The organism is Methylophaga thiooxydans DMS010 (assembly GCF_000156355.1).
Classification (GTDB): domain Bacteria; phylum Pseudomonadota; class Gammaproteobacteria; order Nitrosococcales; family Methylophagaceae; genus Methylophaga; species Methylophaga thiooxydans.
The window spans coordinates 16,904-29,393 of record NZ_GG657887.1 but is presented as its reverse complement, the minus strand read 5'-3'; the positions used below and the strand labels follow the sequence as shown (position 1 = coordinate 29,393).

Annotated in this window: 14 protein-coding genes; 5 read left to right on the top strand and 9 right to left on the bottom strand. The window is 47.6% G+C overall.

The annotated features are described in order from the left end of the window. The 7 genes from MDMS009_RS02440 to glnE all read right to left on the bottom strand — a co-directional run. Nucleotides 1-211, bottom strand: a 211-nt coding sequence (locus tag MDMS009_RS02440) for a YbgC/FadM family acyl-CoA thioesterase (protein WP_154646956.1), incomplete at its 3' end; no start/stop codon positions are given. Nucleotides 212-213: 2 nt separating this feature from the next. Then, the gene (gene ruvB / locus MDMS009_RS02435) at nt 214-1,230 is read right to left on the bottom strand and encodes a Holliday junction branch migration DNA helicase RuvB (RefSeq protein ID WP_036310760.1); all 1,017 of its coding nucleotides are present in this window, start codon (nt 1,228-1,230) and stop codon (nt 214-216) included. Further along, entirely contained in the window at nt 1,230-1,826 is a 597-nt protein-coding gene (gene ruvA, locus MDMS009_RS02430; RefSeq protein ID WP_008290295.1) for a Holliday junction branch migration protein RuvA, read from the bottom strand. The genes ruvB and ruvA overlap by 1 nt, the downstream gene beginning before the upstream one ends. Continuing rightward, entirely contained in the window at nt 1,823-2,359 is a 537-nt protein-coding gene (gene ruvC, locus MDMS009_RS02425; RefSeq protein WP_008290263.1) for a crossover junction endodeoxyribonuclease RuvC, read from the bottom strand. The genes ruvA and ruvC overlap by 4 nt, the downstream gene beginning before the upstream one ends. A gap of 11 nt (nt 2,360-2,370) precedes the next feature. Further along, nucleotides 2,371-3,120 carry a YebC/PmpR family DNA-binding transcriptional regulator gene (locus MDMS009_RS02420; protein ID WP_008290308.1) on the bottom strand — a complete coding sequence of 250 codons (750 nt, stop codon included), beginning with the start codon at nt 3,118-3,120 and terminating at the stop codon, nt 2,371-2,373. Nucleotides 3,121-3,185: 65 nt separating this feature from the next. Beyond that, entirely contained in the window at nt 3,186-4,118 is a 933-nt protein-coding gene (locus tag MDMS009_RS02415) for a branched-chain amino acid transaminase (protein ID WP_008290282.1), read from the bottom strand. 38 nt (nt 4,119-4,156) lie between these two features. Continuing rightward, nucleotides 4,157-6,970 carry a bifunctional [glutamate--ammonia ligase]-adenylyl-L-tyrosine phosphorylase/[glutamate--ammonia-ligase] adenylyltransferase gene (gene glnE / locus MDMS009_RS02410; protein ID WP_008290255.1) on the bottom strand — a complete coding sequence of 938 codons (2,814 nt, stop codon included), beginning with the start codon at nt 6,968-6,970 and terminating at the stop codon, nt 4,157-4,159. Nucleotides 6,971-7,201: 231 nt separating this feature from the next. Between glnE and MDMS009_RS02405 the strand changes: the two genes are divergently transcribed. The 5 genes from MDMS009_RS02405 (at nt 7,202) to MDMS009_RS02385 (ending at nt 10,508) form a co-directional block, all read left to right on the top strand. Then, nucleotides 7,202-7,603, top strand: coding sequence for a DUF6627 family protein (locus MDMS009_RS02405; RefSeq protein WP_036310770.1), 402 nt, complete (start codon nt 7,202-7,204; stop codon nt 7,601-7,603). Continuing rightward, nucleotides 7,569-8,606, top strand: a complete 1,038-nt coding sequence (locus MDMS009_RS02400; protein ID WP_008290303.1) for a PA2778 family cysteine peptidase — start codon at nt 7,569-7,571, stop codon at nt 8,604-8,606. Before MDMS009_RS02405 ends, MDMS009_RS02400 begins: the two co-directional genes overlap by 35 nt. A gap of 260 nt (nt 8,607-8,866) precedes the next feature. Next, complete coding sequence (gene mscL / locus MDMS009_RS02395) at nt 8,867-9,319, top strand: large conductance mechanosensitive channel protein MscL (RefSeq protein ID WP_008290256.1); 453 nt, start codon at nt 8,867-8,869, stop codon at nt 9,317-9,319. A 191-nt stretch (nt 9,320-9,510) separates the two neighbouring features. After that, nucleotides 9,511-10,134 carry an alternative oxidase gene (locus tag MDMS009_RS02390; RefSeq protein WP_008290254.1) on the top strand — a complete coding sequence of 208 codons (624 nt, stop codon included), beginning with the start codon at nt 9,511-9,513 and terminating at the stop codon, nt 10,132-10,134. Nucleotides 10,135-10,139: 5 nt separating this feature from the next. Further along, on the top strand, nt 10,140-10,508 hold the full coding sequence (locus tag MDMS009_RS02385; RefSeq protein ID WP_008290312.1) for a DUF6164 family protein: 369 nt from the start codon (nt 10,140-10,142) through the stop codon (nt 10,506-10,508). Nucleotides 10,509-10,632: 124 nt separating this feature from the next. On the opposite strand, the gene groL is transcribed toward MDMS009_RS02385, so the two are convergent. Together groL and MDMS009_RS02375 are read right to left on the bottom strand one after the other, a co-directional pair. After that, a complete protein-coding gene (groL, locus tag MDMS009_RS02380; RefSeq protein WP_008290267.1) occupies nt 10,633-12,270 on the bottom strand; it encodes a chaperonin GroEL in 1,638 nt (545 codons plus the stop codon). Between the two features lie 45 nt (nt 12,271-12,315). After that, nucleotides 12,316-12,490 (bottom strand): molecular chaperone GroES (locus MDMS009_RS02375; RefSeq protein WP_043887856.1); only part of this gene is annotated, 175 nt, incomplete at its 5' end.

Sequence of the window (12,490 nt, the reverse complement as noted above, 5' to 3'; positions counted from 1 at the left end):
AACGTGCGGGACGTTTATAGGTCAGCTGCATGGAATGCACGGCAAACAAAAGCTGATATTCAGAGCGAATTTTGTCTTGTTCAAAGCCTAAAGCCCGCAGCCATTCTGTTCTGGCGCGCTCCATAAAGTTTAAATAGTTCGAATGATACACGACTCCACCGCTGTCGGTATCTTCATAATAAACACGCACTGGCCACTCAAACTCACCCATGCTTATTCGCCGTCTAAGGTCAGATCGGGTGATAGTCCCAAGTGTATCCAGGCACGTTTTGTCGCGACACGTCCCCGCGGCGTGCGCATTATAAACCCTTCCTGAATTAAAAAGGGTTCTATTACATCTTCGATGGTGCCACGCTCTTCACCAATGGCCGCGGCAAGGTTGTCCAAGCCGACAGGGCCACCTTCAAACTTTTCGATAATCGACAACAGTAGCTTTCGATCCAACATATCAAAGCCATAGTTATCGACATCGAGCAGATCTAGCGCTTGCCGTGCAATTTCAGCACTGACTTCACCATCAAACTTCACTTCTGCATAGTCACGCACACGGCGTAATAAACGATTGGCGATACGTGGCGTGCCACGGGAGCGTCGGGCAATCTCATTAGCTCCGCCCTGCTCCAGCTTCACATTCAATATACCGGCGCTCCGTTGCACAATCGTACTGAGATCAGCGGTATTGTAGAACTCAAGTCGTTGCACAATGCCAAAACGGTCTCGTAATGGCGAGGTTAATGAGCCAGCACGGGTGGTTGCGCCCACCAGCGTAAAGGGTTCCAAGTCTAGTTTAATCGAGCGTGCAGCCGGGCCTTCACCAATCATAATATCGATTTGGTAATCTTCCATCGCGGGGTAAAGCACTTCTTCTACTACCGGGCTTAGGCGATGAATTTCATCAACAAACAAGACATCGTTGGGTTCGAGGTTGGTTAATAACGCAGCCAAATCACCGGGACGCTCTAATACGGGGCCTGAGGTTTGCTTGAGGTTGACCCCCATTTCGTTGGCAATGATATTAGCAAGTGTGGTCTTACCCAGTCCCGGCGGGCCGAAAATCAAGGTGTGATCGAGCGCTTCACTGCGCTTTCTAGCAGCAGAAACAAACAGCTCCATTTGCTCACGAACCACCGGCTGGCCGATATAGTCATCCAAGGTAATGGGACGAATCGCTCTGTCGATACGTTCTTCATCGTTGGTCGACTGCGGAGTGATAAACCGTTCTTCCACCATCAGTTCCTTTGTAATGCCTGACGGATAAGTTGCTCGGTATTCATGCCTTCGGTATCAAAACTGCGTAGCATTTTGTCGGCTTCAGCCGCTTTGTAACCTAATGCGACTAATGCCTCAACCGCTTCACTTTTTGCACCCGCAGCGGGTTTCACGTGATCGGTCACAATGGCATCCAGCCCCATGGCTGAGCTGACTTCCTTGAGCCTGTCGCGCATTTCAACAATTAAGCGTTCGGCGGTTTTTTTACCCACCCCCGGCAAGCGAGTCAGACTAGCAGTATCGCCTTCTTGTACACTGCGCGCGAAAGTATCGACATCACTGCCGGAAAGAATCGTCAACGCCAACTTGGCACCGACACCATTGACCTTCAACAAACTGCGGAACAGTAAACGCTCACGTTCTGTTGCAAAGGCATAGAGTAATTGTGCATCTTCGCGCACCACCATATGGGTAAATAAGGTGACTTCGTCATTCAAGGCAGGGAGGTTAAAAAAAGTCGACATCGGTGCTGAAAGCTCATAGCCCACACCGTGAACATCTAATACCAGCTCAGGCGGCTGTTTCTCTAGGATAATGCCACGCAAACGTCCAATCATCGACTATAGCGTCCTCCACGACGGCTTGTGCGCATACCTTCAGGCAATTTGCGCTGGGGGTTACCAATGGATGCATGATTGGCATGTGTTAAAGCACAGGCTAATGCATCCGCTGCATCTTCTTCCGGTACTTCCGGCAAACTCAGGATCACAGACATCATATACTGGACCTGATCTTTTTTCGCGTGACCATTGCCGACCACTGCTTTTTTAATTTGCGTCGCCGAGTATTCGGCCACAGCCAAATCTTTACTGACTGCCGCACAAATTGCCGCGCCTCTGGCCTGACCAAGCTTTAATGCCGAATCAGCATTCTTATGCAGGAATACTTTTTCTATCGCCATCATCTCGGGCTGATAACGATCAATCAAGTCGGTCAGACCTTCAAAGATTTGTTTCAGTCTGTCCGCAAACTCGCCATCGCCGACCATTAACCGGCCATTGATCACATGCTTTATTTTTTTACCATCCAGTTCAATAATGCCAAAACCGGTTTTGCGTGAGCCGGGATCAATCCCTAAGATGCGCGGCATAGCTTCGGCCATCAGCTATCCAGCTGAGCCATCACCTCGTCAGAAAAGTCGGCGTTGGAATACACTTCCTGCACATCATCCAATTCTTCAAATGCTTCGATCATGCCAATCGCTTTCTTAGCATCATCCACTTCCAGACTGACTGTGGTGTCTGGGTGCATGGTGACTTGTGATGATTCAGCTTCCAGTCCAGCTTCATCTAACGCATCTTTAACGGCGGCATAGTCATCCGGTGTGGTGAACACATCAATACTGCCGTCATCATTAGTCACAATATCTTCTGCACCCGCCTCAAGGGCAGCTTCCATCACCGTTTCTTCTTCAAGACCTGCTGGTAATGAGATGATGCCTTTTTTGTTGAACAAGAAAGCCACACAGCCATCGGTGCCCATATTGCCACCGCGTTTGGTGAAGACATTTCGTACTGCGGCAACGGTACGGTTTTTGTTGTCTGTCATGCAATCAACCATGATCGCCGTGCCATTTGGGCCGTAGCCTTCATAACGAATTTCTTCGTAGTTCACCCCTTCCAGCTCACCAGCACCACGTTTGGTTGCACGCTCAATGACATCTTTTGTCATATTGTTACCCAGCGCTTTATCAATCGCTGCCCGCAAACGAGGGTTTGATGCAGGGTCGCTACCGCCCATTCGTGCTGCTACTGTGATCTCGCGGATCAGCTTGGTGAACAGCTTGCCGCGTTTGGCATCCTGCGCGCCTTTTCTATGCTGAATATTTGCCCACTTACTATGACCTGCCATTGTTCTTGCTTACCTCATTGTTGGTTCTGATCAGACTTACCATCTGACTGAATTTTGAAATTGGATTAGCCGACCAGTGTATTCCAGTTCTGATAAACCGTGCTGCGACCCAAGACCTGATCAAAATACATTGATTGCAGTTTTTCAGTGATAGGACCGCGTCCACCATTACCGATTGGACGATTATCCAATTCACGGATAGGTGTCACTTCTGCCGCGGTACCGGTAAAGAAGGCTTCATCCGCGATATAGACTTCATCACGGGTAATGCGTTTTTCAACGACTTTGAGCCCGATATCACGTGCTAAAGTCATGACGGTATCACGGGTAATGCCTTCCAGTGCCGATGTCAGTTCTGGTGTATACAAGACACCATCACGCACCATAAAGAAGTTTTCACCACTGCCTTCACAGACAAAGCCTTGTGCATCTAATAACAACGCTTCATCGTAACCACAGCTGACAGCTTCTTGTAGCGCCATCATTGAGTTCATGTAATTACCATTCGCTTTGGCTTTACACATGGTGATGTTGACATGGTGTCGTGTGAACGATGACGTTTTGATACGAATGCCTTTCGTCATGTTTTCTTCACCTAAGTAAGCACCCCAGCTCCAGGCTGCGACCATGACGTGAACATTCAGATTGTCTGCACGAATCCCCATGCCTTCAGAGCCATAAAAACACATCGGTCTGATATAGGCTGATTCTAAATTATTGTCACGAACGGCTGTACGCTGTGCTTCGTTGATGGTTTCCTTATCAAAAGGAATACCCATGCCCAGAATTTTCGCACTACGGAATAAACGGTCGGTATGCTCTTGCAAGCGAAAGATTGCCGTACCTTTATCGGTGTTGTAGGCACGCACCCCTTCAAATACGCCCATGCCGTAGTGAAGAGTATGAGTCAGGACGTGTACTTTTGCGTCACGCCACGGCACCAATTCGCCGTCTAGCCAGATAACGCCGTCACGATCTGCCATTGTTGCTGCTACCATATGCTTTATTCCAAGTCTGTCTGTTAATCCAAATCTGATTAGATGTCGCCCAACCAGCGTTGCCAAATATTTATTACTTGCTGTGGATAGTCCGCCACTACCGAAATAGCAACCAGCGCTGGCCTTTCCTGCAATACGCAGTGGTTTGCTTCACTGCGATAAAGTCGATAGGCATCAGCCAGCATTTCACCCTCAGCCTTTTCCAACTTACCGGTCTCGACCAAGGCATCCAAAATCCGGATATTATCCGTGTAAACCAGTAGTTCAGGCAAGTTTGCTGACCAAGCCAGTACCGCATATTGCACCATAAATTCGATATCGGTGATACCGCCTTTACCTTGTTTGAGATCAAACAGTTGGCTGTCAGTCTTATCTAGCTGGCCGCGCATTTTACTTCGCATCTCTCTAACCTGCTGAGCCAAAGCCTCGGTTTCACGTGGCATCGACAGAACGTGTTTGCGAACATCACGGACTTTTTGCGCAAGCGTTTTATCTCCCACCACACAGCGCGCACGCACCAAGGCCTGATGCTCCCATGTCCATGCTTCATTGTTTTGGTAGTCGGCAAAACCGCTTAATGGACTCACCAATAAGCCTGACGCACCGCTTGGCCTTAAGCGCATATCGACTTCGTAAAGTTGGCCGCCTGGCGTGATGGTAGTCAAAAGATGAATCATACGTTGCGCCAAACGTGTATAGAACACGATCAACTCAACCGGCTTATCGCCATCGGTAAGGCCTTGTTGTTCATCATCAAACACAAAGACCAAATCTAAATCAGAGCCATAGCCCAACTCTAAACCACCCAACTTACCGTAGGCCATGATGGTAAAACCACAATGTGCAGGATCATCGCCTTTCGCTAAAGGCGGATAACCATGACGGCTCACCAAATGTGCCCAGGCTAACTGCCAAACACGTTCCAGTTGAATTTCAGCCAGCTCCGTTAACTGATCACCCACCCGCATTAAGGGTAAGACTTCAGTCACGTCGGCAGCAGCCACATGCAAGGTGGCAATCTGCCGAAACTCACGTAATCGATTCATGATTTGTTCTAAATCATCGTCATCCAGCGAAGATAAGAACTGGTTCAACAACGCTTTTTGCTGATCGCGCTCGGGGACCTCATATAAAGAACGTGGATCCAACAATTCATCAAGCAACACCGGGTAGCGTGCTAATTGGTGACTAATCAGTGGGCTTGCTGCACATAACTTTATTAATTGCGACAAAGCCAGTGGATTTTCCACCAGCAGCGACATATAAGCACTGCGGCGCATGATTGATTCAACCAGTGGCATCAATCTTGGTAAGGTTTCATCGGCATTATCAACACCGGCGGCTGCCTGAACCAGTAAAGGCAGTAATCGCTCTAACCGCTGACGCCCGGTTTGACTGAGGTTTTTGCAAATATGAAGTTCGAGCAATCTATCCAACACCTCGAGACAAGCTTGTGGCTCTTGGTAACCGCATTGTTCAAGGTATTGCAGCTTTTCTTCTTCACCGGCGTTGAGCAAGGAAATATTATTGGTTGCGGCCTCATCCTCGGCCTGAGGCGCAGCTAATAGTTGCTCAAAGTGTTCATGAACCTGCTGTCTGAGTTGAAATAAGGTCTGATAGAACAGATCCCAGCTTTTAAACCCCATGCTGCTGGCCAGGCGTTGTCGAGCCTCAGGTTCTTGAGGCAACACATGGGTTTGTTGATCAGCCCATGCTTGAATTCGATGCTCTGTTCGACGCAAAAAATCATAAGCCCGTTTGAGCTCATTGACAGCATAATCGGACAACAGGTTGCGCTCTGCCAGTAAATCCAGAATGGTTAATATTGGTCGTTGCTGTAGCGGTTTATCACGACCACCATAGATAAGCTGAAATACCTGTCCTACGAACTCAATTTCTCTGATACCGCCCGCGCCGAGCTTAATATTGTCTTCCATGCCCTTGCGATGGAGTTGTCCAGCAATCATCGACTTCATTTCACGCAAGGAGTCGAACATGCCGTAATCGAGATAACGGCGATAGACAAAGGGACGTAACATATCCGATAACAGTTGCTTTGCCTGTTCTGAGCCTGTTATCGCCCGCGCTTTGATCATCGCGTAGCGTTCCCACTCTCGTCCCTGGGTCTGGTAATACTCTTCCATCGCATCAAAGCTTGACACCAAGGCGCCACTCTCACCAAAAGGCCGCAGACGCATATCGACTCGGAAAACAAACCCATCCACTGTCGGGCTATCTAAAGCTTGAACCAACTTTCTTCCAAGCCGGATGAAGAACTCTTGATTACTTAAAGTCCGTTTGCCATCACGCGTTTCGCCTTCTTCTGGATAAGTGAATATAAGATCAATATCCGATGACATATTAAGCTCACCTGCCCCTAACTTACCCATACCTAACACAATCAGCGATTGCTCATTACCCTCTGCATCACAGGGCGTGCCATTCACAGCGACCTGCCATTGGTGCAGTAATGCCAGACTTTGCTGAATGCAAACATCAGCCAATGCCGATAAATCGCGAATGGTTTCTGCCAAATCAGCCCAGCCAGCCAGATCACGCCAGATGATGCGCACCATTTGTTGATGACGAAACTGTCTCAACTGCTGCTGTAATGATGACTCATCGGCTACCTCAGTAAGCCGTTCGGCTAAAGCCTGCTCAAAATCTGAAAATGTATAGACCTCACCGATTGTTTCAGAGGCTAGTAACGCTTCTAGTTGCTGCGGCTGACGATCTCCCCAATCCAGAATAAAATGACTGGCGGCCAAAACGGTTGCCGCCGACTCCCGTAACTCAGGATAAGATGCCAATACTACTTGCCAGTTGTCAGGCAGGGAAAACGTCTCGGTCATACAGACTCCATCAGCTTATACATACTTAAAAATAGCTACTTTACCGCAAGCCACGCTATGACCAAACTTGATCAGTTTCACACGTTTGAATTTTTATACGCTGAATTATGTCGAATTATTCACAATACGCTGCTTATTAAAATGTAAATAAGTCAGTTATTTGTTAGTGTTGGCTTGTTTGCACACAGCCATATACTGTTGTGCATACCTTTCTTGTCATAAGGAGTTTTTATGAATTTTTTCAGACGCCTGGGGAAAATCGTACCTGTGTTGTCAATATTGGCTTTATTGAGCATTCATATGGCCCCATTACAAGCGGCGATGGTTGATAACGATCAGCTTATTGCGCAAACGCAGCTCGACATCACCAAACAAGAAGTACTCAGCAACCTAGATCGTCAAGATGTACAAGATCAACTGGTTGCTATGGGAGTTGATGTAAATGATGCCAAACATCGTATTAATCAGATGAACGATCAAGAGTTGGCTCAAATCGCACAGGATTTCGAACAAATGCCGGCCGGTAGCGGCGGGATTATTGGTGCTTTACTGGTTATCTTTATCGTACTGGTTGTAACTGACATGCTGGGTGCAACAGATGTATTCGGATTTGTTCACAACATTAACCATTAAGCTAAATCAGCGTAAGCTGAAAAAAAACGCCGGACTGTTGTCTGGCGTTTTTTTTAGCTTAATCCTATCAGGCTGCGCAACGACGCCGCAGACGAATCATATTACAGCGCATCCGCCTGCTGATATCCAACCTGTCTATGAGCTCACTGATACCGCATTTTTCCCTCAAAAAGCGTATCAATGTGGTCCCGCCGCTTTGGCGACTGTTTTGGATACGCAGAATATTGATACGCACCCAGATGAGCTCGTCAATAAAGTCTATATCCCGGGACGCAAAGGTAGTTTGCAGATTGAAATGATCGCAACGGCTCGAAGCTATGGACTTCTACCCTACAAACTTGCGCCTGAACTTAGTGACATTCTTAAAGAAGTTGACGCCGGCAGAGCTGTGCTCGTGTTCCAAAATTTAGCATTTGAATGGATGCCACGCTGGCACTATGCCGTTGTGGTCGGTTACGACCTGGCAACAGAACAACTCGTGTTGCGCTCAGGCACTGATAAACGTCGAATGATCAGCTTCAAAACCTTTGAACGAACCTGGCAGCGCGCCGAATATTGGGCCTATATATTGGTAGAGCCAGGCCAAATCCCGGTAACCGCAAAGCCATTAAACTACACTAAAGCCGCCACTGAACTATCAAAAGCGGGGTTTAAAAAAGAAGCGTTGGCCAGCTTTCGCGCAGCGACAGACCACTGGCCAAATCAGGCATTACCTCACATGGTTTTGGGTAATGCCCAATACCAGGCAAACCAGTATTCGAATGCACAACAGTCTTTCAGCAAAGCAGTCACTGCCGAGCCTGAAAATGCACAAGCATGGAATAACCTCGCCTACTCCTATATTGCCCAACAGTGTCGCGTCGCTGCTATCAAAGCAATTGGCTGTGCAGTGCGCATAGCCCCTAACGATCAAAATCTGTCTGATAGTCTGAAAGATATCGTTGGGCAACGTGATATCAAGCCGGGCCAATGTAACGTACCGCAGTGTCCACGCTATCAGTAGCCTGATTCCTGTCAGCGATTATCCCGTTCAACACAGCTGCGAGTTGGCGTAGCGTTTCAAACAAAAAATAGACCCTACATTACCCCCTCATACTGCCAATGACATACCTTTCGTCTGATGTCTCTCTCCCTCTCACACTATTAAAATCAGCTTTGTTGCATTTTTTCTGCTATAACTTTTGCTATGCAACTTATAGTCATTTAGCGACTTATCGGCTGCATTTCGCTTTTTAATCCACGTTTTAATGGGAGATAAGACCTATGTTCAAGGAATTTAAAGAGTTTGCGATGCGGGGCAATGTCGTTGATATGGCTGTCGGTATCATTATTGGCGCCGCGTTCGGCACGATTGTAAAAAGCTTGGTCGCTGATGTCATCATGCCGCCAGTTGGCTTATTATTGGGCGGCGTTGATTTTGCTGACTTGTTTGTCACCTTAAAAGAAGGTGCTGCCGCGGGGCCTTATGCGACTTTAGCTGCCGCTCAAGAAGCAGGTGCCGTCGTGATTAGCTATGGCGTGTTCTTCAATGCTGTGCTCAGCTTTATTATCGTCGCCTTTGCGGTATTTTTGTTGATTCGCTCCCTGAATAAAATGAAACGTGAAGAAGAAGCCGAGCCGGAAGCAGCGCCTACAACTAAAGAATGCGGTCATTGCTTTTCTTCCATTTCGATCAAAGCCACTCGCTGCCCAAACTGTACCTCTGAACTGGGTTAGAAGGCTACGTACCATGCTTTTGTAGCCTAAAGCTGACGTATAAAAAAGCCTCGACCAAAGTCGGGGCTTTTTTTCGGCTAAATATCGTTCGGTTTTATTTGTTTGGAATTTAACCTAACGGGTCGGTTAAACTGGAACTCAACGTCATATCGGATGACGAATAACCCCGAGATAGAAAATTAGGAAAACTCATGGCCGATAGTTCTCAGCACCCCCATCACCACCAACCCAGTTGTTTTTCCGACAGACTGGCATTACGTATTGTTAAATTTATGCGTTTTTTTGCAGATGCCTTTTTCTCAGGCCGTTACGGTCATCGTGCAGTGATTTTAGAAACTGTTGCTGCCGTGCCAGGCATGGTGGGCGGCGCATTACAGCACCTGCGATCTTTACGCCGCATGAAAGATGATGATGGCTGGATTGAAACACTGCTGGACGAAGCTGAAAACGAACGTATGCACTTACTGACCTTCATTCATATTGCCAAGCCCAATATGTTTGAGCGACTGCTGGTCATTATCACTCAGGGTGTGTTTTATAACCTGTTTTTCCTGCTCTACCTGTGTTCGTCTCGTGTCGCACACCGCATTGTCGGCTACCTGGAAGAAGAAGCTGTCTACAGCTACACCGAATATCTGAACGGGGTTGATAATGGCCAGTATGAAAATGTGCCGGCGCCGCAGATAGCGATTGATTACTGGCAGCTACCTGCTGATGCGCGACTGCGGGATGTGCTCCTCAAGGTGCGTGATGATGAGGCCAAACATCGCGATGTGAATCATGATTTTGCTAATCAGTTAAACGGCGACGACTAACATTCATGGCAAAACTATTATTTCGGCTAAACCAGGTTCCTGAGGATGAGGCTGAGGATATCCGTCAGCTACTGGATGATGGCAATATTGATATTTTCGAAACTTCCGCTGGCTTTTGGGGGCTAGGGGTTGCCGCTATCTGGCTACGCGATAATGAACAACTGAGCCAGGCGCAGAAGCTGATAGATAATTATCAACAACAACGTGAAATACGCATGCGTGCCGACTATGACGCGCGAGTCGCTGCGGGTGAGGAGCCAGGATTTTGGCAGCATAATCTGCAGCACCCGATGCGACTATTAGGCATTGCAGCGTTTGTCATCTTGCTACTGGTCGTTATGCTGCTACCTTTCTGGAAAACGTTACATCCCTGACTTCTCATAGAATACTCGCAGGAAAAGCATTTTAAGATAAAACACATAAAAAAAGCCCCGGCATTCTCATGCCGGGGCTTTTTCTTTTTATAGCTGACGCTATTTGTAAACGGATAAATCCAGCTTACATCATACCGCCCATGCCACCCATGCCGCCCATATCAGGCATTGCAGGTGCATCATCTTTTGGCAGTTCAGCAATCATAGCTTCAGTTGTCAGCATCAGACCAGCAACAGAACCTGCGTTTTGCAGTGCAGTACGCGTTACTTTGGTTGGGTCCAGAATACCGAACTCAATCATATCGCCGTACTCGCCTGTTGCTGCGTTGTAACCATAGTTACCTTCACCAGCCGCGACTGCATTCAGGATAACTGATGCTTCAGCACCGGCATTACTGACGATTTGACGCAATGGCTCTTCCATTGCACGACGTGCCAATGTGATACCCATATCTTGGTCTGTGTTGTCGCCACGCAGTTCGCCCAGCGTACCTTCAGCACGAACCAGAGCAACACCACCACCAGGCACCACACCTTCTTCAACCGCTGCACGAGTTGCATGCAAGGCATCTTCAACGCGAGCTTTCTTCTCTTTCATTTCCATTTCGGTCGCTGCGCCGACTTTAATTACAGCAACACCGCCTGCCAATTTAGCAACGCGTTCTTGCAGTTTTTCTTTGTCGTAATCTGAAGAAGATTCAGCGATTTGTGCACGAATTTGTTCAACACGTGATTGGATTTCATCACCACGGCCAGCACCATCAACAATAGTTGTGTTTTCTTTGCTAACAGTGATTTTCTTGGCTTGACCCAAGTGATCCAAAGTGACTTTCTCAAGGCTCAGACCCACTTCTTCTGAGATGACTGTACCGCCAGTCAGAACCGCGATGTCTTCCAGCATAGCTTTACGACGATCACCAAAGCCTGGTGCTTTAACAGCACATACTTTAACGATGCCACGCATATTGTTAACAACCAGAGTTGCCAGCGCTTCACCTTCAACGTCTTCTGAAACGATCAACAATGGACGGCTAGATTTAGCAACGGCTTCCAATGTTGGCAGCAGATCACGAATGTTAGTGATTTTTTTGTCAAACAGCAGAATGAAAGGATCTTCCAGATCAGCTGTCATTGTTTGTTGTTCATTCACGAAGTACGGAGACAGGTAACCACGATCAAACTGCATACCTTCAACAACATCCAGTTCATTTTCAAAGCCACTACCATCTTCAACAGTGATAACGCCTTCTTTACCGACTTTCTGCATTGCTTCAGCAATAATTTGACCGACTGAATGGTCTGAGTTTGCAGAGATAGTACCAACTTGAGCAATCGCTTTATTGTCATCACATGGTGTTGACATGCTGCGCAGTTGCTCAACGGCTGCTTGAACCGCTTTATCGATACCGCGCTTCAGATCCATTGGGTTCATGCCCGCTGCAACGGCTTTCATACCTTCACGCAGAATAGCTTGAGCCAACACTGTCGCTGTGGTTGTGCCATCACCGGCAGCATCAGATGTTTGTGAAGCAACTTCCTTCACCATCTGTGCACCCATGTTTTCGTATTTGTCTTCCAGCTCGATTTCTTTCGCAACTGAAACACCATCTTTTGTGACTGTCGGTGCACCAAAGCTCTTATCCAGAACGACGTTACGACCTTTAGGACCCAGTGTCACTTTTACCGCGTTAGCCAAGGTGTTAACACCTTTGACCATCAGGTGGCGCGCATCAGCACCAAATTTGACTTCTTTAGCAGCCATTTTTATTCCTCTTATTCTTTAAAATTAAGCAAATGAATCGAGAGATTAGCCTTCGATAACAGCAACGATGTCATCTTCGCGCATGACGAGCAGTTCTTCGCCAGCGACTTTGACTTCTGTACCTGAATATTTGCCGAACAGCACTTTGTCACCCACTTTGACAGCAAGGGCGCGGACTTCACCAGAGTCGGTAATTTTGCCATCACCAGCAGCAATGACT

What these genes read in the sequence shown, in the direction of transcription:
- ruvB (WP_036310760.1), bottom strand. Translation starts at nt 1,230, where the DNA reads ATGGTGGAAGAACGGTTTATCACTCCGCAGTCGACCAACGATGAAGAA.
- ruvA (WP_008290295.1), bottom strand. Translation starts at nt 1,826, where the DNA reads ATGATTGGACGTTTGCGTGGCATTATCCTAGAGAAACAGCCGCCTGAG.
- ruvC (WP_008290263.1), bottom strand. Translation starts at nt 2,359, where the DNA reads ATGCCGCGCATCTTAGGGATTGATCCCGGCTCACGCAAAACCGGTTTT.
- MDMS009_RS02420 (WP_008290308.1), bottom strand. Translation starts at nt 3,120, where the DNA reads ATGGCAGGTCATAGTAAGTGGGCAAATATTCAGCATAGAAAAGGCGCG.
- MDMS009_RS02415 (WP_008290282.1), bottom strand. Translation starts at nt 4,118, where the DNA reads ATGGTAGCAGCAACAATGGCAGATCGTGACGGCGTTATCTGGCTAGAC.
- glnE (WP_008290255.1), bottom strand. Translation starts at nt 6,970, where the DNA reads ATGACCGAGACGTTTTCCCTGCCTGACAACTGGCAAGTAGTATTGGCA.
- MDMS009_RS02405 (WP_036310770.1), top strand. Translation starts at nt 7,202, where the DNA reads ATGAATTTTTTCAGACGCCTGGGGAAAATCGTACCTGTGTTGTCAATA.
- MDMS009_RS02400 (WP_008290303.1), top strand. Translation starts at nt 7,569, where the DNA reads ATGTATTCGGATTTGTTCACAACATTAACCATTAAGCTAAATCAGCGT.
- mscL (WP_008290256.1), top strand. Translation starts at nt 8,867, where the DNA reads ATGTTCAAGGAATTTAAAGAGTTTGCGATGCGGGGCAATGTCGTTGAT.
- MDMS009_RS02390 (WP_008290254.1), top strand. Translation starts at nt 9,511, where the DNA reads ATGGCCGATAGTTCTCAGCACCCCCATCACCACCAACCCAGTTGTTTT.
- MDMS009_RS02385 (WP_008290312.1), top strand. Translation starts at nt 10,140, where the DNA reads ATGGCAAAACTATTATTTCGGCTAAACCAGGTTCCTGAGGATGAGGCT.
- groL (WP_008290267.1), bottom strand. Translation starts at nt 12,270, where the DNA reads ATGGCTGCTAAAGAAGTCAAATTTGGTGCTGATGCGCGCCACCTGATG.